We start from the raw sequence: 19,221 nt of genomic DNA on the forward strand, positions 1-19,221 counted from the left end.
CGCGTCGCCTAGCCGATATTCAGGCGCGCCTGGTCATCGCGGTCGATCAGGCGCTCGATGAGCGCATCCATCTGTCCGGAAATCAGCGCGTCCAGGCTCATGCTGCCTGTCAGTTTACCTTTCAGCATGGCCTTCACTTGCGGGAGCATCTTGTTCCAGTTGTTCTGGTCGTAGGCAAGGCTGCCGAAACGGCCCTCGCGGTCGAAGAACAGGTGCGTGTATCGGTTGTCGCTGTTCTTGACGTGGCCGAAGATGAAGAAATTCGCATCGAGGCGGCTGATCTCGGCCTCCGTGAAAAACTCCTCGAACTCCCAGCGGTCGCCCCACAGATTGCAGATCATGTGAACAAAGCCGCCGAACAGGATCATGCTGCGGTGCTGCGCCGCGTAGATCCGCAGCGAGCCGTCCGCTTCCGGGTCCTGCACCTCGATGCTGCCGCGTTCGAGGTAGAGCGCGCGCAAGGCGGCAGGTAGCGTGAGGTTCCATGTTTGTTCGCGCGCAGCCAGATCGGAAGGTGCGACCGCTTTGCATTCGACAGTGAAGTAACCGTCCCACACAGGGCTTTCGCGCACCACGCGCAGTTCGTGGGCAATCGCGCGAAAGCGTTCGAGAGCCGCTTGCCATGTCTCGCCAGGCTCGCCTTTGCGCAGGCGCTCGACGGGATGGGCCGCCTTGAACGCCAGATAGTCCGGGTCGTTCAGGTACGCCAGCAGCGCGGGGGCGTCGATGTTGATCGCATGGATTCTGCCGGCCTTGTATGCCAGGTGGTGCAGGCTGTCGAAGAAGCCATCGCGGTAGCGCTGCGGCGCGCTTTGGCAGGCGCCCAGGTAAATGGCGGCACGTTGCTGGTATCTGTCCAGGAAGGGATCGTCGTCCTCGGCGTCGCTTGCGACCAGGCGAAAGCAACGGTCGATCAGCGCCACGGCGGTGTCGGCATCGCCCCGGTCGGCGGCGAGTCGGGCGAGGCCGGTCAATGCGGCGCGCACATTGGCCAGCGTGATGAGCTCTTCATCGTCCAGGTCGTCCTCGTCAATCGGAAAACGTTCGAGCACGGCCTCGCAGGTCGCCGCCAGGTCGCCGGGCAGGCCGAGTTGGTCGAGGCACGCAAGCCGAAGCTGGAAGTACCCGCTCCAGGTGGCGTCTTCGTCGTCAAGCGCGTCGTCGTCGGACAGTTCTTCGAGTATCGGCAGCGCCTCGTCGGCCAACGCCAACGCCGCGGCATATTCTTTTTTACGTAACTGGACGCCAGCTTTACGCAGCAGTCCGGTCAGTTTGGTGAGGGTCTTTTTCGGCATTTTCCAGCCAGTCTGGTCAGATAGCAGGCATGGCGTTGATTTGCGACATTGAAGAATGACTTGCAATCATCTGCTATTTGCGACAACAATACAAGCTGCGGCAGGTCATTCGAGATGAGACGGGAGCATTACCATGACACAGGAAACGATTGATCACGCTACCTTGGCCAAGCTGACAGAAGCCAACGGCGTACAGGGTGCCCGTATCATAGGCCAGCCTGGCGGTTGGGGGATCGTGATCAAGTCCGGCGCGACCGAACGCGCCCTGACCGCCCAACGCAGTCGGCAAGCTCGCCTCTTCCGTAAATTTGAGACACTGGTTGGCTATCTGAAGGGTGTGGGAATCGTCAACTTCGATGTTGACGCCACAAATTGGAATGCCGACACACTCGCCAACCGGCAGCGACCGGATACGTCTGCCGCCATGAAGCAGACTCACGAAGCGGCTGCGTACGACAAATGGCTAAAGGCGGAAGTTCAGGAAGCCATTGATGACACCAGTCCGACAATTCCCCATGATGAGGTGGCTCGTAACATTCGCGCAGCCATCACGGCGGTAAGGTCGAAGCGTGTACCGGCTTGAATGGAAAAAGCAGGCAAATAACGATCTGCACAGGATCGTGGTACACATTGCGGAAGACAACAAACGCGCCGCTGAACAATTGGCTGAACTGATCCTTGGTAAAGTCGAACAACTGAGTGACCGACCCGAGTTGTACCGAGCCGGCCGTCAGCGTGGAACGCGCGAAATGGTCGTGCATCCGCACTACCTCGTTGTCTACCGAATACGGAAAGAGACTGTCGAAATCCTCCGGGTAAAGCACACTGCGCAACGCTGGCCGCCCAAAGGAAAAACGTGATGCGTCCCTATGACCATTAAGTTGCGAACCATGCCGGGACTCGCGGCCTAACCCGGATATTTCATGAGCGAGTCAATCAGCCAGGGTGAGTGCGCTAAACGCCCCGTTCGCAAACTGTTGAGGTGATTTCTGCCGTTGGTTCTTCCGCGCGGCCTGATCGCAGGCGCAACTCCCCCAACCCCCGTTGATTTATATCGTGCCGGGGACAGCACTCGGCAGGTTTATGGTGCCAGCGCTCGGGCGGCGGTGAGAAAGACGTGTTTGAGTGGGTGCTGGGAGGCGAGCAGGACGCGAATGCGGCGTGTGTTGTGTACAATGGCCGCGCCCATCTTGAGCAGTTTGATGCGGATCGTTGCCGTGCAGGCGCGCTCCAGTGTGAGTGTTTCGCCCTGCACGTCACAGGCCGCGCAGCGTGCCCGTGAATCTGCCGCAGTCGCATTCGTGAAAGAGCACCGTTCCGCGCTCATGGAACCTGATCGCCGCATGGCAGGTATCGCAGCTTATCGTATTCGCGCCGGTGCGGTGGTGCTCTTCCAACGCCCGCACGAAATGCGGCAAGTCGTCCGGATTGGCATTCTTTTTCATCGTTTTCCTGTTCCGGTTGAATCAACAATTCAATGGACCGTGCATCGTGTCGGCTCCTGACGCAACCGCAGTTTGTCGTATGCTGCACTCAGCTGGCCTCATCGATCGCGATGCGGGTGGGAGCATCAAGCGCAATGATAAACTGTGCGCTCACTTTCAGGGTACTACAAGCACAGTTTCATCCCTAAGCGTCGACGGCAATGGCAAATGCAGGTAAATTATGACACCGTCAAGACGGTGCTTCATCCTGTTGCCCGGCGCTGGAAAGAGAGGCAAAGGTGATCAGAACCAGGGCCAGAAAGAACATTGTGCGAACAGGATAATCGGGGAAACTGACGCCACTGACGATCAACTCCGCCTCGAACGAGAGCAAGAAGCGATCGTCGGATGCAAGAGCCTCAAGCGCCACATAAAGCGATGACAGATACACGGTCAGCGCAAACAGGCACTTTTTCCGCAGGTTGCCCTTTTTGGCCCGGATGGACATCACGTTAGCCAGCGCGGCAAGGCACAGCGCCTGCACGAGCCAGTAGAAGACGGCCAACACGTAGTCAGACGATAACGATGCAAGCACAAGCTTGCTCGATAGTGCCCACATATATAGACATTCGACGATCAGAAGCAGCGGATAAAATACCTGCGGCGCCCTCAACTGCTTCAGCATGATGACCTTGTAAGATAGAACATCAGCGTCCCGCCGACGGCCGTTCGGCGATGCGGTCGCGCCAGGCCTGCAAATGCGGCATGCCTTCCGCGCCCGGCCTGAATTTCATCAGCCCGCGCGCAAACTCCAGCGCGCACCAGGCCGTGATATCGGCCACCGTGAAGCGCGCGCCGGCCACGAACGGGCGCTCGGCCAGTTCGCCATCGAGCCAGCGCGCGTGCTCGCGCATCTTCTCGCCCTGCGACGCGCCAAACTCGGGAAACTGCGGCTGCTCGAGCACCGCCAGCCCCGGATGCGTGTGGCGCACGCTGTTGGCGATGCCGAGGAACAGATGCATCTCCACCCTGCGGTCGGCCATCTCGATGAAGGCGCGCTCCTCGAAGCCGTCGCCCATCAGGTTCGGCTCCGGATGCAGTCCTTCCAGGTAGGTGCAGATGGCGCGCGTTTCGCACAGCACGCGGCCGTCGTCGAGCTCCAGCGCGGGCACGCGCGCCAGCGGGTTCTTGGCCACATAAGCCTCGCTCTTGTGCTCATTGGCAGCGAGGTCGATCATCACCTGCTCGATGCCGGCGATGCCTTTTTCGGCGATGAACATGGTGACCCGGCGCGGGTTCGGCGCAAACGTGCTGACGTACAGTTTCATGGCATCCTTGCGAATGGTTAGTTGTTGCGCGACTGGCCGGTTTCGAGCATGGTGCGGGCGGCGGCCGAGAATTTGGCGGCTTCTTCTTCGTTCGACGAACTCAGTTCGCGCGGCGAGGGCGGCATCTGCAAGCCCTTTTCCACGGCCGGGCGGGCGCGGATGGCGTCGATCCAGCGCGCCAGGTGCGGCAGTTCCTCGATCGAGACACCCGACCATTTGTGCGTGCGCACCCAGGCCCAGTTGGCGATATCGGCAATCGAATAATCACCGGCCAAAAATTCGTGATCGCGCAAGCGGCCATCGAGCACCTTGAACAGGCGCCGGCTCTCGCCCTGGTAACGGTCGATCGCGGGCTGGATCTTTTCGGGGAAGTAGCGGTAGAACACATTGGCCTGCCCCATCATCGGGCCGACCCCGCCCATCTGGAACATCAGCCACTGCATGACCTGCGAACGGCCCTTGGCGTCCGTCGGCATCAGCTGTCCGGTCTTTTCGGCCAGGTAGACCAGGATGGCGCCCGACTCGAACACCGCGAAGTTGTCTTCGGCGCGGTCCACGATCGCGGGGATGCGCCCGTTCGGATTAATCGCCAGGAACCAGTCTTCCTTCTGCTGGTTCCGATTGAGTTCGAGGGTGTGCAAGGTGTACGGCAAAGCCAGTTCTTCGAGCGCGATGGAGACTTTGTGGCCGTTCGGCGTGGGCGCCGAATACAGGTCGATCATGGCATTCCTTTCCGGGTTGATGACGAAACAGCAAGTCGCATCATAGCGCCAATTTGGCGGCCATGCTCACGCTGTGCCACAATCGCCGGATGACCCGCCATCGCCCTCTTCCCGCCCTGCTGCGCGCGCAGCTTTTCGTGCATCTGGCGGCCATGGAAAAGGCCGGCCTGCCGCCCGACCGGGCCTACGCGCTGCTCGACCTGGGCCGGGCCGGGAGCGCGCGGGTGGCGGCCTTTCGCAAGATGGCGGCGCGCCGCAACGAGCCGGCCGGCGCCGGCCTGGCAAGCGGCTTGTTTACCCCGTTCGAAGCGCGCCTGCTGCGCGCGGCGTTCGCCGCCGGCAGTCCGCTGGCGACGTATCAGCGGCTGGCCGCTTTTCATTCCACCCGGGCGCAGCAACTGGCCACGCTGCGTTCGCGCATGGCGCTGCCGGTGGCGATCCTGACGATCGCCTTGTTCGTCCAGCCGCTGCCGGCGCTGGCGGGCGGCACGCTGTCGGCCGCCGGCTATCTGTGGCGCGTGCTGGCCCCATTGCTGGTACTCGGCGGCGGCGCGCTGCTGGCGGCGCGGGCGATTCAATGGTTCGGCGCCGGCAGCGCATCGCCCGCGCGCGCCGGAGTCGAAAGCGCCCTGCTGGCGCTCCCCGTCTTCGGCCCGGTGCACTTGCGCCGCAACATGCGCGACTTTGTCGACAGCCTGGCGCTGCTGCTCGATGCCGGCCTGCCGCTGTTCGACGCCATGCCGGTGGCGCTGGACACGGTCGGCAACCGCCTGGTGCGCGCCGACCTGGAAGCCATGCTGCCGAAGCTGACATCCGGCGCCACGCTGGCGCAGGCGCTCCAGACCCTGCGCCTGGCCGATACCGGCCAGCTGCACGCGCTGGTGCTCACCGGCGAACAAAGCGGCACCCTGCCCGAGATGCTGCGCCGGCACGCCGCCAGCGAGGGCGACGCCATCAACCGCTTCCAGCTCGAGATGATGGCCTGGCTGCCGCGCGTGTTCTACGCGCTGGTGGCGCTGTGGATGGCGTTCAACATCATCGTCAGTTCGCTGGGCGCGGTGGCGCCTTTGTGAGCCGCGCATTGGCCCGATTCGTGCCACAATCGTGCCATGAAACCGATCCGAACCTACCTTCCGCTGCTGGTCCTCGTTGCCGGGTGCGCCAGTACGACTGCGCCGCCGCCGGCGCCCACGCCCGCCGCACCGGCGTTCGGCTGGTACCAGGATGCCGTGCGTGCGCGCCAGGTGCTGCGCATCGACTCGGCGCTCTCGCTGATCACCGTGACGGTACGCCGCGGCGGCACGTTTGCGCGCATGGGCCACGACCACGTTGTCGCCAGCCGCAGCATCGAGGGCTTCGTGGCACCCGATGCGGGGCGCGCCGACTTCCGCTTCCGGCTCGACCAGATGACGGTCGACGAGACCGGCTTGCGCGCCAAAGCCGGGCTGACCACCCAGCCCGACCTTGATGCCATCGCCGGTACCCGTACCAACATGCTCACGCGGGTGCTGGACGCGGAGCGCTTTCCGCTGGTGGAGCTGCACGCCGAACGCGCCGCCGGCAAGAGCGACAAGATTGAGACATTGCGCCTGACCGTGACACTGCACGGCGTCTCGCGCACGGTGGACGTGCCGACCACGATCGAGCGCAGCGCCGGTGGCCTGACCGCCAGCGGCACCTTGATCCTGAACCAGAGCGATTTCGGCATCACGCCGATGTCGGTGATGGGCGGTGCGCTGACGGTGCTGGACCCGATGGAACTGGCGTTCCGCATCGTGGCGGCGCCGCAGGGTTGATGGCGACCGGGTTGGCCGGGTCGCCGCTCCACTCGTACCAGCCGCCGTCGTACACGCTGATGCGCTCCCAGCCGATCACCCACGCATAGAAGAAGGCCAGCGAAGCGCGCCAGCCGGTGCCGCAGTAGAAGGCGTTGTGGCTGGCGCGATGGATGCCGCCGGCGCGCCACCGCGCCTCGATCGCCGCGCCATCGAGCATGCGCCCGTCCGGGTGCTGGAAGTGGCTCATGCTGTTCACATCGCCCTCGCGCCCGGCCCTGCCCCACAGCGCGCCGGGGATCTCGCCGCGCGCCTCGATGTAGCTGTAGCCCGAGGTGGCGCCGGTGTATTCGTTCCAGGTGCGGGTGCTGACCAGGGCGCACCCGGGCTGCGCCAGCATGGCGCGCGCCTGCGCCATGCCGGTCAGGTAGTCGGGACGGCCGGGGAACGGCGCGCCGAAATCGCACGCGGGAAGCGGCGCCATGGCGCGACCGGCGACGCCGGGCAGGCCGGCCGCGCACCACGCCGCAAAGCCGCCGTCGAGCATGCGCACATCGATCACGCCGGCGTACAGCATCAGGTGCGCCGCGCGCGCCGCCGCCAGCGGATTGCGGCTGTAGACGATGACGGTGGTGTCGTGGCGCACGCCGTGCGCGAGCAGCACCCGCAGCAGGTCCGCATCGTCGACCTTGTTGAACAGCGGCGCCGCTTCCAGCTCGCGCGTGTCGAGGTAGCCGGCGCCGTCGATGTGGGCCTGCTCGAAGGCGGCGGCGCCCGCGCAGCCGGCTTCCAGCAGGCGCACCGCCGGATCGCGCATCAAGCCGGCCAGCTCCCGGGGCGCGACCAGCGCGCGCGCGCGCGCCAGGGGGCGACGGGCGGCGGGCATGGGCGGGCAGATGGGCGGGCGGGCATTCACGGCGGACTTTTCAGAGAGCAAACCCGCTATTTTAAATGGTCGGACACGGGCGGCCCTGAACAGCCCGCCAACACTTTCATCGAACACAACAACTCGTGCTTTATTACTCATGCCCGATCTGATATAACAGACGTGAAAACAGGGTCAAGAATGCCATGGCAGGAGCCGCACAGGCCCGCTCAATCGATCAAGGTGCAATTCAATGAACCCCATTTTTTCTCTTCGTCCCGCCCATCGCGGCGAGCGCGGGGTCACGTTGCTGGTGCTCGGCTTTGCCGGACTGATCTTCGTCTGCATCGTCGCCAATCTCGTGTTCGAGCTGGTCCAGTCGCGCGACAACGTCCTCACTCAAAAAAGCAACAGCGCGCGCGTGCTCGTCAAGGTGCTCGAGGAACAGGCGGCCGACAGCATCTTCGCGGTCGACTTGGCCATGCAGACCACCATCAAGGCGGTACAGATGGTACCGCAGGGACCTGCCGACCGCGACCGGCTGGTCGATGAATTGCTCGACAGCAGTATCACCAACCTGCCCTTCATCCGCGCCATCTGGCTGCTCGATGCCGACGGCAAGATGATTCACGACAGCCAGAAATTGCCGGGTAGCTACAACCTGTCGGACCGCGCGTATTTCCGGGTGCATCGCGACCAGCCGACATACGGCATGCACATCGAAGGGCCGATCATCAGCAAGCTGGGGGTGCCCTTCATCAGCTTCAGCCGCCGCATCAACCGGCCCGACGGCAGTTTTGGCGGGGTCATCGTGGCTGCGCTGGAGCCGAAGTATTTGCGCCGCTTTTACGATGCGATCAAGGTCGGCAAGGATGGCGTGGTGGCCCTGGTGCGCACCGACGGCGTGCTGATGCTGCGCATGCCGTTGGCCACCACCGCCGAAGGCAAGCGCCTGACGTTCTTTCCGAATTTCCACGAGACGCCCGGCGCGGCCGAGGCCGGCAGCTACATCGCCGACAGCAGCATCGACGGGATCCGGCGCCTGTATTTCTACCAGCGCGTCAGCGGGCGTCCGCTGGTGGTGGTGGTCGGGCTGGGCGAGGATGAACTGCTGGCCGACTGGTATGGCATGGCCGGCGCCTATATCGGCGTGTCGCTGGCCTTTTTGGTGGTGCTGGCGGGCATGAGCGCCCTGGCGCTGCGCGAATTGCACAAGCGCTACGGCCTGAACCAGGCGCTGCGCAACAGCGACGATGCGCTGCGGGCGGCGCAGCAACTGGCGCTGATCGGCAGTTGGCGGCTCGATCTGAGGACCCGCAGCGGGCACTGGTCGCAGCAAATGTATCGGCTGCTGGGACTGCCGCTGGCGGAGCAGCCGCCGCCGCTCGACGTGTTTCTGCAGCAAATTCACCCGGACGACCGCCATCTGGTCGAGTCGGCCGTGCAGCATGGCATGAACTGGGCGGGTGAGCTGCGCAGCAATCCCGCGCTCGGTCCGCAGCGCTACTTTCATTCGCGCAGCACGGGCGTGCATGACGCGGCCGGCAACGTGATCGCGCTGATGGGCACCGTGCAAGATGTCACCGAGCGGCGCCAGTCCGACGAAAAACTCGAACTGGCCGCGCGCGTGTTCGAACACACGCACGACGGCATCGTGGTGACCGATGCGGCCGGCAACATCGTGGCCGTCAACGCGGCGTTCGAACGCATCACCCTGTACAGCGAGGCCGATGTGCTGGGACGCAATATCCGCATGCTACGCTCGAACCTGCACGATATGGATTTCTACCGGCAATTGTGGAACACCGTGGCGCGCGATGGGCATTGGCGCGGAGAAATCTGGACCCGGCGCAAGAATGGCGAAGTGTTTCCCGAGTGGTTGACGGCGAGCGCGGTGGCGGGTCCGGAACACGGCACGGCCGGCTATGTGGGCGTGTTCACCGACCTGAGCGATATTACCGAGGCCAATGAGCAGTTGCAATTCATGGTCAACCACGATCCGCTGACGCGCTTGCCGAACCGTTCCCTGCTGAACGACCGGCTGGAACAGGCGATCGAGGCGGCACACCAGGCGCAACGGGCGATTGCCGTGCTGCTGCTCAATATCGACCGCTTGCAGCGGGTCAACGACAGTATCGGCCACGACGCCGGCGACCTGCTGCTGCGCGAAATGGCGCAGCGCCTGCTGGCGCGCCTGCGTCCGGGCGACACCCTGGCGCGGATCGGCAGCGACGAGTTCGTGCTGGTGCTCTCGCACGTGGACGACAATGACGACAGCAACGCCGCCGCCCAGCAAATGCTCGACACGGTGGCCGCGCCCTGCCAGTTGCTGGGGCACGAGGTGGTGGTCACGGCCAGCGTGGGGATTGCGCTGTTCCCGCTCGACGGCGTCACGCCGGGCGACCTGATCAGGAATGCGGACACGGCGCTGTCGCACGTCAAGAACAGCGGTCGCAACAGCTTCCGCTATTTCACATCCGAAATGAACACGCGGGCACTGCACTGGATGGCGCTCGAACACCGGCTGCGCAGCGCGCTGGGGCGGTCGGAGTTTTCGCTGTTCTACCAGCCCCAGGTGCGGCTGGCCGACAAGCGGGTGTGCGGCGCGGAAGCGCTGATCCGCTGGCGCAGCGCCGAGCTGGGCATGATTTCGCCGGCCGAGTTCATTCCGCTGGCGGAAGACTCGGGCTTGATCGTCGAGATCGGCGAATGGGTGATCCGCACCGCCTGCGCGCAGAACAAGGCGTGGCAGGATGCCGGCCTGCGCGCGCTGCCGGTGGCGGTGAACGTGTCGGCGCACCAGATCACGGCCGGCACCATGCCGGCGATCGTGAGCAGTGCGCTGCGGAGCAGCGGCATGGAGGCGCGCTACCTTGCCATCGAACTGACCGAAAGCGTGCTGATGCAGGAAGCGGAGCTGGCCATGGCCCAGATCGCCGAACTGCGCGGGATGGGGGTGGCGGTGGCGCTGGACGACTTCGGTACCGGCTATTCGTCGCTCAGCTACCTGAGCCGCTTTGCGCTGGACAAGCTGAAGATCGACCAGAGTTTCGTGCGCAACATTATCGACGATGCGAAAAGCGCGGCGATCGCCAAGGCCACGATTGCGCTCGCGCATGGCCTCGGCATCACGGTGGTGGCGGAAGGCGTGGAAACCCGCGAACAGCTCGATTATCTGGATGGTGCGGGCTGCGATGAAGTGCAGGGCTATTTTTTCAGCCGGCCGCTGCCGGCCGACGAGTTTGTCGCCCTGCTGGATACGCCCGGAAAGATGGGCTAGCGGGCTGGGGTGCTCACCTTTGATGTATTCGTCATATCTGTTGCGCAATGAATTTTTCCACTGCCAGCTCTGCGCTACGTGCAGTCGAATCAGTCTGTTCCCTATGCAGTGCCATCGCGCGGTATTTATGGCCATCCATGATCATTTTCTTCGCTTCCGCAGACAGGTCGAGGACCGAGGTATCGATATCCGGCTGCGACAATATCAGCATCTCGATTTTCTTTAATCTCTCGGAGTGAGTACTGGCCTTGGAGAGCAAAACAATCACACATGCCAGATTTGTAAGAATTAACAGCCAACCCATATTTATGGCATCCATTATATGCTCCTTGTAGTGCCGGCCAAGGGGAATAGATCGCACTGCCCCTTGCCGACAAGGTAATTGTTTAATTGGCCGTCATGAGCCGCCAGCCGCCATACCCGGCACAGCCGACAATTGCCACGACGGCAAGCGGACTCAAAGCGAAAGCCGCACCCACAGCTAAGGTACCCCAACCGGCACCAAAGGCAGCCGCGCCAATCCCTGCTCCAGCACCAAAAGCGGCAGCACTGGCTTTATATGCGCCGCCCACTACGTCAATTTCACTCGCAGATAATTCTTGCATATAACTTCCTTTTTAAGAGTAAAAATGAAAGATGAGATAAACATCAGTTGAAATCAATAATCGCCATACATTATCCATCCGCGCAATTCAATTATTTTCTCAACAATTTCAGAATATCCATTGTTCGAAATTTTTTCTACAAACAATTCATTTATTACTGACAATTGTCAATCCGCTACAGATCAAATGACATTGTCAAGGTGGAAGACGCAAGGCAGAATATGTGGCAATCCGCATGCGCGCCTCGTCAACCTCATGAGATAGATTAATTTCGCTGGAGTTTTTAGATGCAGTCATGCCATTTTTTAGCAGCGGAAGGGAAACACGGTCAAGGACGAATATCTGGATGGCGCGGGCTGCGATGAAGTGCAGGGCTATTTTTTCAGCCAGCCGGTGCCGGCCGACGAGTTTGTCGCCCTGCTTGCCGGGGACGCGGTGCCGTCGGATTAATCGCGGCGGGCGATATAGCTTCTGATAACCGACTCGGCTTCGCCGAACGAAATCGCCTCGATGCTGCGATGCAGGATGATGGCCGCGCTGATCTCCCCGGCAACAAGCTTGGCCCTGACCCGTGGGTGGATATCCTTGTAGCCGTCGCCGACGCCTGGAACCGAGCTGAGCATGTTCTCGAGGCGCGTGAGCTTCTTGTACTGCTCCTCCTGCTTCAGGTACATCATGTACAGCCCGCACATGAACATGAGGAACATCGTTAACGCCAGGTCGTGTGATTCCATGCTGGATTCTCCGGAGTGAGGGGGATGGCAATGAAGTTGCCGCATTCACAGTAATTGAATGTCTACACAAGTGCCAGCGCAACGGCTGTTTTCGGTGACAACCATCAACAGCGGCAGGCCGTCAGGCCCCGGCGGGGGTGAGCGCATTGCCCAGCACATCAAGCAGCAATTTGACCTTGGGAAGATGCTGGCGCGCCTTGAGCCAGACCAGATTCATCGGCAAACCGTCGGTCGCCAGTTGCGGCAAGACGTCGACCAGCAAGCCGCGCTCGATAGGCTGCCTGACCAGCCAGGTCGGCAACTGGGCGATGCCCAGACCGGCAAGCACGGCGGCGGTCTGCCCTTCTCCATCCCCCACAGCAATGCGTCCCGGCATGAAACGCTGCTCCATCGCGCCCTGCTCGCTGCCCGCGAACAACCACGAATTGACCAGACCGTCCGCGCGGCCGTACACGACCCGGTCGTGCTGGTCGAGGTCGGCGTCGGTCAGCGGCACGCCCTTGCGCTCCAGATAGGCCGGCGAGGCGCAGAACACCAGGCGCTCCGATCCCAGATAACGATGGCCCAGCGCCGCGGGCCACACGTTCGAGCCGCCGATGCGCACCACGATGTCGACCCGCTCCTCGACCAGGTCGATGAAATGATCGGAAAAGGAAATGTGCGGCAGCAGCAGTTCATGGCCCACCAGCGAGCGCAGGATCACCGGCAAGGCGTGCAGGCGTCCGTACGAGGCCGGCAGGTCGATGCGCACTCTTCCGGTCGGTTCCACGTATTCGGCGCCGATCAGGGTCTCGGCCTCTTCCAGGTCGGCCAGCACGCGCAGGCAGGTCTGGTAGAACACGGTGCCGGCGTCGGTCAGCGCCAGGCGCCGCGTGGTGCGGGTAAACAGGCGCGTGCCCAGCCGGCTTTCGAGCCGCGCAATGCTTTTGCTGACGGCGGAGCTGGTCAGGTTGAGACGGCCGGCGGCCGAGGCAAAGCTGCCGCGCTCGACCACGCTGACGAACACGTCGATGCCCTTGAGGCGCTCGGAAGAGAACACGGTTGATGAATTCCAGTCATGAATAGCGGTAAATCTTACCATCAATGCGAAAGCGATTCGCCAATACACTGACGGCTTGTTCCTTTCGCCTACAATCATATGAATACATCAACACTGACAGCCGGTGCGGCCGAGCTGGACAGCCCACGCTCCGGCTTGCAGATCGCCATCATGGCGGTGGCGGCGTTTGTCATCGTCACCACCGAATACCTGATCCTCGGCCTGCTGCCGGCCCTGGCGCTGGACCTGAAAATTTCCATTTCGGCCGCCGGGCAACTGGTGACCCTGTTCGCGTTCACGGTGATGCTGTTCGGCCCCTTCCTCACGGCGCGCCTGTCGCACGTCGGGCGCAAGGGACTGTTCGTGGCGATCCTGCTGGTGTTCGGCGCCGCGAATGCGCTGGCGGCCCTGTCCGCCAACATCTGGGTGCTGGCGCTGGCGCGCTTCATCCCGGCGCTGATGCTGCCCGTGTTCTGGGGCACCGCCAGCGAAACAGCGGGCCAGCTGGCCGGCCACAAGAACGCCGGCCGGGCCGTGGCCCAGGTGTACCTCGGTATTTCCGCCGCCCTGGTGTTCGGCATTCCGCTGGGCACGCTCGCCGCCGACACCGTTGGCTGGCGCAACACCTTCTGGATCCTGTGCGGGCTGTCGGTGCTGATGGCGGGCATGATCCAGACCTTCATGCCGGCCCTGCCGGCACCGGCCACCAAAGCCGGCGAACAGCAGACCGCGATTTTCAAAGACTGCCGCTTCCTGGCGCACGTGGCCCTGTCGGTGCTGGTGTTTACTGCCATGTTCAGCGCCTACACTTACCTGGCCGACATGCTCGAACGCCTGGCCGGCATTCCCGCAGCCCAGGTCGGCTGGTGGCTGATGGGATTCGGGGCGGTCGGCATGATCGGCAACTGGATCGGCGGGAGGGTGGTCGACGGCAGCCCGCTCGGCTCGACCGTGGCCTTCCTGCTGCTGTTAATCGGCGGCATGCTCGCGACCTTGCTGGCGGTGGGCAGCCACGGCTGGCTGGCACTGGCACTGGCGCTATGGGGACTGGCCTACACCGCGCTGTTCCCGATCTGCCAGGTGCGCGTGATGAAGGCCGGCTCGTCGGCGCAAGCATTGGCGGCGAGCATGAATATTTCGGCGGCGAATGCCGGCACCGGACTGGGCGCGATTGCCGGCGGTGCTGCCATCCACCAGATCGGTTTGCCGTCGCTGAGCTACCTCGCCGCCGGCATTGCCGTGCTGGCGATCGTGCTGGCGCTGGCGATGGCGCGTGCCCGTTCCGCTACGGCAAAATGATATCAACCAGGTCGAAATGCAGCGTGACGAACTCGACGCCGTCATGCAAGTCCAGGTGCGGCAGGCAGCGCACGTGGCATTGCCTGAACTCGTCCGCGCTGGAAAAGGTTTCACCACGCCAGACTTCCTCGGGAATGTTACCGAACTCAATGGTATACACCTTGGTCGCCCTGATCGTGCAGCGCAGGCGCTGGCGCAAATCGTAGACCTCGATCAGGTCGCCGGGCAGGTAGCCGCCGTCGCCGTAGTCGCCATAGGGTTTGCCGTATTCCTCGACGGTGTCGGCGGTGACGGTCTTGCGGCCTGCCATCACGCTGCGCGGCAGGCTGTCATCGTCGTCGTGCGCGCCCCAGAACGTCAGTCGTTTCAGCCGCGTCATCGTGCTCCTCCAGTTTGCCAGGACAGGTGCGGCGAGGGTTCTCCCGCAGCGTGAAAATAGTGTATCGCAGCCAGCGCGGCGGCCGCGGAAACGATCTGATTCGCCGCAAAATTGCCGAGCTGGCCGCCGACCAGCAAGTCCTCGTGCTCCGTGTCCGCCTTGCCGGGGTCGAGCAAGGTATGCAGTTCCCGATCCACGTCGACGCAGATGATCACCGACAAGCGGCCGGCGCCTCCCCCGATGAGCATGCTGCGATCCTCGCCCACATCGAGCTGCAATTGCGTCAGCCGTCGACCGTCGAGCCGCTGCAACGCCGCGTGCGCCATTGCCGGGTTCCAGTCCGCATGCACGATGGTATTGAGGCCGCTGCCGGTCCATTCTTCTTCGCTGAGCATTCTCTTGTTCATCGACATCCTTTCAGACAAAGTCCCAGCCCGTATTATGCGGCGCCGGGCTGTCCGAAACGCCGCCCCCGGAGCAAAAACAGTACACTTCAGGAGGACCAACTCTCGTCGCGATCACTGTAATGATGCAATTCGACTTACTGAACAAGCCCGACGGACGCACCGCGATCCTGCTGCCCTCAGGCTTCGTGCTGGACCTGCTCACGCCTGACGCGACCGGGTTGCCGATTACCGACATCGCGCTGTGCCTGGCGTCGCAACCGCGCTGGGGCGGTGCCGCACGGCCCTGGTATTCGGTGGCCGAGCACTCGGTGATGAGTTCGCGCCTGGTGCCGCCGGCGCTGGCATATGCGGCGCTGATGCATGACTGCGAAGAATTCCTTGGCGACTGGCCTTCGCCGGTCAAGGTCATGCTGGGTCGCGATTATGTGAAGCAACGGGTCCATCCCATCAAGAATGCTCTGCGGCAGCACTTCGGCTTCAACGACGATGTGCCGGCGATCAAGGAGGCCGACCTGGTCTGCATGGCCACCGAACTGCGCGACTTGCTGCCAGCCGCCTGGATCGACTGGAGCCACCTGCCGCCGCCCCACCCTGCCAGGATCATTCCGGTCGGACCGGAGCGTGCCTACGCACTGTTTCTTGACCGTTTCGAGGAATTGAAACATTTGGCACAGTTGTCGCCGCGCAAAAAAACCAGGCGCGGCGCCATGGTGCAACCGCCCGGTATCGGCTAAGCCCCGGATTTATCAGGCTTTTTGAGGATATCCACAAGAAGTGTGGATAACATTGTGGATAAGCCTGCCCCGGCAGCGCTTAAGGCCCGGATTCAAGCGGGTTTCTACAAAATGCCCGTTCAAAAGGCAAAAAAAATCATGAATGAAATCAGGGACTTAAAACTCGCGGTGGCGCTGTCATAAACTGTCCATTCGGCAAATTCCTACAAATGGGCAAAACAGGGGATAACTCGTGTGGTCTTTGACAAAGCGCCCCGGCTGACATAGTGTGGGTGAATGTCCGCTTCCGCTTCCGACGACGCCAATAACGGCTTCCTGATCATCGAGGACGACGCCCCGTCCGATCCGCTTGCGTCCTCTGCGCAAGAAAAACCGCCCTGGCGCATCCTGATCGTGGACGATGATGTCGACGTGCACGTCGTCACCAAGTTCGCGCTCAGCAATACCCAGTTCCAGGGACGCCGCCTGAGCTTCCTGCACGCCTACAGCGGCAAGGAAGCGCTCAACACCCTGCGCGCCACGCCCGATATCGCGCTGGTGCTGCTCGACGTCATCATGGAAACGCACGATGCCGGCCTGCAGGTGGCGCGCCAGGTGCGCGCGGAACTGCACAACGAACTCGTACGCATCGTGCTGCGCACCGGCCAGCCGGGCCAGACGCTGGAGCACAGCATCATCTGCGATTACGACATCAACGACTTCTGGTGCAAGGCCGACCTGACCACGCGCAAACTGTTCACCACCGTGATCGCGTCGCTGCGCGCCTATGCCAGCCTGCAGGCGGCCGCCGCCGACCGGGCCGCGCTGGAGGCACAGCTGGCCGAGGCGCGCAAGGTGCAGGAACTGGTCGGGCAGCAGGCCCTGGTGCTGACCCTCGATCCGCAGGGGCGCATCCGCGACGCGAGCGAACGTGTGTGCGAACTGAGCGGGAAGCAGCGCGAGCAACTCATCGGGCGCGAGCTGCCTGCCTTGCACCCGGCGCCGTTTCCCGAGCCGCTCGCCAGCGAGATCCGCCTGGCGCTGGCGTACGATGGCGCCTGGTCGGGCGATATCCTCACCCAAGCGGCCGATGGCCGCGCCCTGCACTTGCGCTGCTGCGTGCAGGCGCTCAGCGAACCGGGCGGTGCGCCATACGAATACGTGGCAGTGGCAACCGTGCTGGAGTAACAGCCCGGCTGGCCGCGCGCTTGCTTCGCATTACTTCCAGGCGTTGCGGGCGCGGTCGCGCACCAGCATGCGCACGCTTTCGGGCATGGGTTTCCGGCTTTGCCGGGTGTCGGCCGTCATCCACACCGATTCATCGAAATGCTTGAGCATGGCCGGGCTGACGAAGCGCGAGCGCGCCGCATACACGTGGCGGTCGCCCATCTGCGCCTGCTGCTTGATGAAAAACCGGTTCGGCACCACCAGATGCAGATGCTCCTTGGCGCGCGTCATCGCCACGTACAAGAGGCGGCGTTCCTCCTCGATATCGTCCGAGTTGCCGGTGCTCATATCCGACGGGATGCACCCATCCACCACGTTGAGCACATGCACCGACTTCCACTCCTGCCCCTTGGAGGAATGAATGGTCGAGAGAATCAGGTAATCCTCATCCAGATGGGGCGGCCCGGCGCGGTCGCTGGTGGCTTCGGGCGGATCGAGGGTGATCTCGGCCAGAAAGGTTTCGCGCGAGCCATGGCCGGAAGCGAGACGCGCCAGCTGCTCCACATCGGCCACCCGCACTTGCGCATCGTCATGCATGCGTTCGAGGTGCGGCAGGTACCAGTTCTTGACCAGCTCGATATCGGCCGGCCAGCGCAGGCCAGGCGCGCGCAAGGCGCGGAACAGGGTCACGAACTGCTCCCAGTCGCCGCCGCTCCTGGCGGGCGCGGCAAATTGCTCGACCGCGCGCAGCGGCTCGGCCGACTCGGCGAGCGCGTCCAGCAGGCGGGTGGCGGTGGCGGCACCGATGCCGGGCACCAGTTGCACCACGCGAAAACCGGCCACCCTCCCGCTCGGATTCTGGGCAAAGCGCAAGACCGACAGCACATCCTTGATATGGGATGCTTCGAGGAACTTGAGACCGCCGAACTTGACGAAGGGAATGTTGCGACGCATGAGTTCGAGTTCCAGCGCGGCGCTGTGGCTGGCGGTGCGGAACAGCACCGCTTGCGCCTTGAGCGCCATCCCGGTTTCACGGTGCTCCAGGATGCGCTTGCAGACCCAGCGCGCCTGTTCGGCCTCGTCGGGAATGAGCACCAGTTGCGGCAGCACCGTCGAGACCTTGTCGGTCCACAAGGTCTTGGCGTGGCGTTCGAGCGCGGCGCCGATCACGGCGTTGGAGGCGTCCAGGATCGGCTGGGTCGAGCGGTAGTTGCGGTCGAGCGTGACGATGCGCGCTGCCTGCGCGAACTGCTTAGGGAAATCGAGAATATTGCGCACCGTGGCCCCGCGGAAAGAATAGATCGACTGGGCATCGTCGCCGACCACCATCACGCCCGCGCCGCCCGGCTTCATGCCCATCAGAATCGCCGCCTGCAAGCGGTTGGTATCCTGGTACTCGTCGACCAGCACGTGGTCGAACAGGCCGCCGATGTGCGCGCCCAGTTCTTCATCGGCCGCCATCTCCGCCCAAAACAGTAAAAGATCGTCGTAATCGAGCACGTTCTGCTCTTGCTTGGCGTCCACATAGGCGCCGAACAGCGTCTTGAGTTCGGCCTCCCACTCGCTGCACCACGGAAAAGTACTCTGGAGCACCAGCGCCAGCGTCTCGCGGCTGTTGACCACGCGCGAGTAAATCGCCAGGCAGGTGCCCTTGAGGGGAAAACGTTTCTGGGTCTGGCTCAGGCCGATCTCGTGGCGCACCATGCCCATCAGGTCTTCCGAGTCGCCACGGTCGTGGATGGTGAACGATTCGTCCAGGCCGATGCGGCCGGCGTAGTCGCGCAGCAGGCGCGCGCCGATGCTGTGAAAGGTGCCCGCCCACGGCAGTGTGGCCGGTGCCTGGCCGCCGCGCACGCCCATGATCTTGTGCAGCACCTTGCCGGCGCGCTCGGTCATCTCGTTGGCGGCGCGGCGTGAAAACGTCAGCAACAGGATGCGCTGGGGATCGGCGCCGCTGGTGATCAGGCGCGCCACGCGGTGTGCCAGGGTATTGGTCTTGCCGGAACCGGCGCCGGCAATCACCAGCAAGGGCCGCGCATCGGCCGGGGCCACGCCGATGTCGTGCTCGACGGCGGCGCGCTGGGCGGGATTCAGGCTGGCGAAGGGATCGTCGACGGCGTCGGCGTGGGCGTCAAGGTGAAAAGCTGCGGTCATATCGGGCATTCAAACTGGAACTGACACGACTGTAC

21 protein-coding genes and 1 pseudogene are annotated in these 19,221 nt (G+C 63.2%); 8 read left to right on the top strand and 14 right to left on the bottom strand.

All coding sequences use genetic code 11. The features are described from left to right. Positions 1–8 precede the first annotated feature (8 nt). Entirely contained in the window at positions 9–1,295 is a 1,287-nt protein-coding gene (locus F2P45_RS15820; protein WP_166876815.1) for a hypothetical protein, read from the bottom strand. A 133-nt stretch (positions 1,296–1,428) separates the two neighbouring features. On the opposite strand from F2P45_RS15820, the gene relB reads away from it, so the two are divergent. Together relB and F2P45_RS15830 are read left to right on the top strand one after the other, a co-directional pair. Then, complete coding sequence (gene relB, locus F2P45_RS15825) at positions 1,429–1,878, top strand: type II toxin-antitoxin system RelB family antitoxin (RefSeq protein ID WP_166876818.1); 450 nt, start codon at positions 1,429–1,431, stop codon at positions 1,876–1,878. Continuing rightward, entirely contained in the window at positions 1,865–2,155 is a 291-nt protein-coding gene (locus tag F2P45_RS15830) for a type II toxin-antitoxin system RelE/ParE family toxin (RefSeq protein WP_166876821.1), read from the top strand. The genes relB and F2P45_RS15830 overlap by 14 nt, the downstream gene beginning before the upstream one ends. A gap of 221 nt (positions 2,156–2,376) precedes the next feature. Here F2P45_RS15830 and F2P45_RS15835 read toward each other — a convergent pair. From F2P45_RS15835 to F2P45_RS15855, 5 genes and pseudogenes are all read right to left on the bottom strand, one after another. Continuing rightward, positions 2,377–2,529, bottom strand: a pseudogene (locus tag F2P45_RS15835) (transposase); the annotation flags it as partial. A gap of 22 nt (positions 2,530–2,551) precedes the next feature. After that, positions 2,552–2,740: a hypothetical protein gene (locus F2P45_RS15840; protein WP_166876824.1), complete on the bottom strand. Its 189-nt coding sequence runs from the start codon at positions 2,738–2,740 to the stop codon at positions 2,552–2,554. 229 nt (positions 2,741–2,969) lie between these two features. Continuing rightward, entirely contained in the window at positions 2,970–3,404 is a 435-nt protein-coding gene (locus F2P45_RS15845; RefSeq protein WP_166876827.1) for a hypothetical protein, read from the bottom strand. Between the two features lie 22 nt (positions 3,405–3,426). Next, positions 3,427–4,047, bottom strand: a complete 621-nt coding sequence (locus tag F2P45_RS15850) for a glutathione S-transferase family protein (RefSeq protein WP_166876829.1) — start codon at positions 4,045–4,047, stop codon at positions 3,427–3,429. Between the two features lie 17 nt (positions 4,048–4,064). Beyond that, positions 4,065–4,769, bottom strand: coding sequence for a glutathione S-transferase family protein (locus F2P45_RS15855; protein ID WP_166876832.1), 705 nt, complete (start codon positions 4,767–4,769; stop codon positions 4,065–4,067). 89 nt (positions 4,770–4,858) lie between these two features. Between F2P45_RS15855 and F2P45_RS15860 the strand changes: the two genes are divergently transcribed. Beyond that, positions 4,859–5,842, top strand: coding sequence for a type II secretion system F family protein (locus F2P45_RS15860; protein ID WP_166876834.1), 984 nt, complete (start codon positions 4,859–4,861; stop codon positions 5,840–5,842). 36 nt (positions 5,843–5,878) lie between these two features. Continuing rightward, the gene (locus F2P45_RS15865) at positions 5,879–6,565 is read left to right on the top strand and encodes a YceI family protein (RefSeq protein WP_166876837.1); all 687 of its coding nucleotides are present in this window, start codon (positions 5,879–5,881) and stop codon (positions 6,563–6,565) included. Here F2P45_RS15865 and F2P45_RS15870 read toward each other — a convergent pair. Beyond that, entirely contained in the window at positions 6,477–7,430 is a 954-nt protein-coding gene (locus F2P45_RS15870; protein ID WP_166876840.1) for a sulfurtransferase, read from the bottom strand. The genes F2P45_RS15865 and F2P45_RS15870 overlap by 89 nt on opposite strands. A 232-nt stretch (positions 7,431–7,662) precedes the next feature. On the opposite strand from F2P45_RS15870, the gene F2P45_RS15875 reads away from it, so the two are divergent. Further along, positions 7,663–10,689: a bifunctional diguanylate cyclase/phosphodiesterase gene (locus F2P45_RS15875; protein WP_166876843.1), complete on the top strand. Its 3,027-nt coding sequence runs from the start codon at positions 7,663–7,665 to the stop codon at positions 10,687–10,689. 31 nt (positions 10,690–10,720) lie between these two features. On the opposite strand, the gene F2P45_RS15880 is transcribed toward F2P45_RS15875, so the two are convergent. From F2P45_RS15880 to F2P45_RS15895, 4 genes are all read right to left on the bottom strand, one after another. Further along, a complete protein-coding gene (locus F2P45_RS15880; protein ID WP_166876846.1) occupies positions 10,721–11,008 on the bottom strand; it encodes a hypothetical protein in 288 nt (95 codons plus the stop codon). A 67-nt stretch (positions 11,009–11,075) separates the two neighbouring features. Beyond that, on the bottom strand, positions 11,076–11,294 hold the full coding sequence (locus tag F2P45_RS15885) for a hypothetical protein (RefSeq protein ID WP_166876849.1): 219 nt from the start codon (positions 11,292–11,294) through the stop codon (positions 11,076–11,078). 446 nt (positions 11,295–11,740) lie between these two features. Continuing rightward, positions 11,741–12,028: a hypothetical protein gene (locus F2P45_RS15890; RefSeq protein ID WP_166876852.1), complete on the bottom strand. Its 288-nt coding sequence runs from the start codon at positions 12,026–12,028 to the stop codon at positions 11,741–11,743. A gap of 121 nt (positions 12,029–12,149) precedes the next feature. Next, positions 12,150–13,109 (bottom strand): LysR family transcriptional regulator, encoded by a 960-nt coding sequence (locus F2P45_RS15895; protein WP_188130160.1) that lies wholly within the window; start codon positions 13,107–13,109, stop codon positions 12,150–12,152. 57 nt (positions 13,110–13,166) lie between these two features. On the opposite strand from F2P45_RS15895, the gene F2P45_RS15900 reads away from it, so the two are divergent. Next, positions 13,167–14,366 (top strand): MFS transporter, encoded by a 1,200-nt coding sequence (locus F2P45_RS15900; protein WP_166876858.1) that lies wholly within the window; start codon positions 13,167–13,169, stop codon positions 14,364–14,366. Here F2P45_RS15900 and F2P45_RS15905 read toward each other — a convergent pair. Both F2P45_RS15905 and F2P45_RS15910 read right to left on the bottom strand, forming a co-directional pair. Next, positions 14,353–14,745: an ASCH domain-containing protein gene (locus F2P45_RS15905; RefSeq protein ID WP_229505105.1), complete on the bottom strand. Its 393-nt coding sequence runs from the start codon at positions 14,743–14,745 to the stop codon at positions 14,353–14,355. The two genes, F2P45_RS15900 and F2P45_RS15905, sit on opposite strands and share 14 nt — an antisense overlap. Further along, positions 14,742–15,152 carry an Imm1 family immunity protein gene (locus tag F2P45_RS15910; protein WP_166876861.1) on the bottom strand — a complete coding sequence of 137 codons (411 nt, stop codon included), beginning with the start codon at positions 15,150–15,152 and terminating at the stop codon, positions 14,742–14,744. Before F2P45_RS15910 ends, F2P45_RS15905 begins: the two co-directional genes overlap by 4 nt. Before the next feature lie 119 nt (positions 15,153–15,271). Between F2P45_RS15910 and F2P45_RS15915 the strand changes: the two genes are divergently transcribed. Together F2P45_RS15915 and F2P45_RS15920 are read left to right on the top strand one after the other, a co-directional pair. Beyond that, entirely contained in the window at positions 15,272–15,886 is a 615-nt protein-coding gene (locus F2P45_RS15915; protein ID WP_223164758.1) for a hydrolase, read from the top strand. A 276-nt stretch (positions 15,887–16,162) separates the two neighbouring features. Continuing rightward, the gene (locus F2P45_RS15920) at positions 16,163–17,053 is read left to right on the top strand and encodes a PAS domain-containing protein (protein ID WP_166876864.1); all 891 of its coding nucleotides are present in this window, start codon (positions 16,163–16,165) and stop codon (positions 17,051–17,053) included. 30 nt (positions 17,054–17,083) lie between these two features. Here the strand turns inward: F2P45_RS15920 and F2P45_RS15925 are convergent, their stop codons facing one another. After that, positions 17,084–19,186, bottom strand: coding sequence for an ATP-dependent helicase (locus F2P45_RS15925; protein WP_187367177.1), 2,103 nt, complete (start codon positions 19,184–19,186; stop codon positions 17,084–17,086). Positions 19,187–19,221 lie beyond the last annotated feature (35 nt).

It is taken from the genome of Massilia mucilaginosa, from assembly GCF_011682145.1.
GTDB lineage: Bacteria > Pseudomonadota > Gammaproteobacteria > Burkholderiales > Burkholderiaceae_D > Telluria_A > Telluria_A mucilaginosa.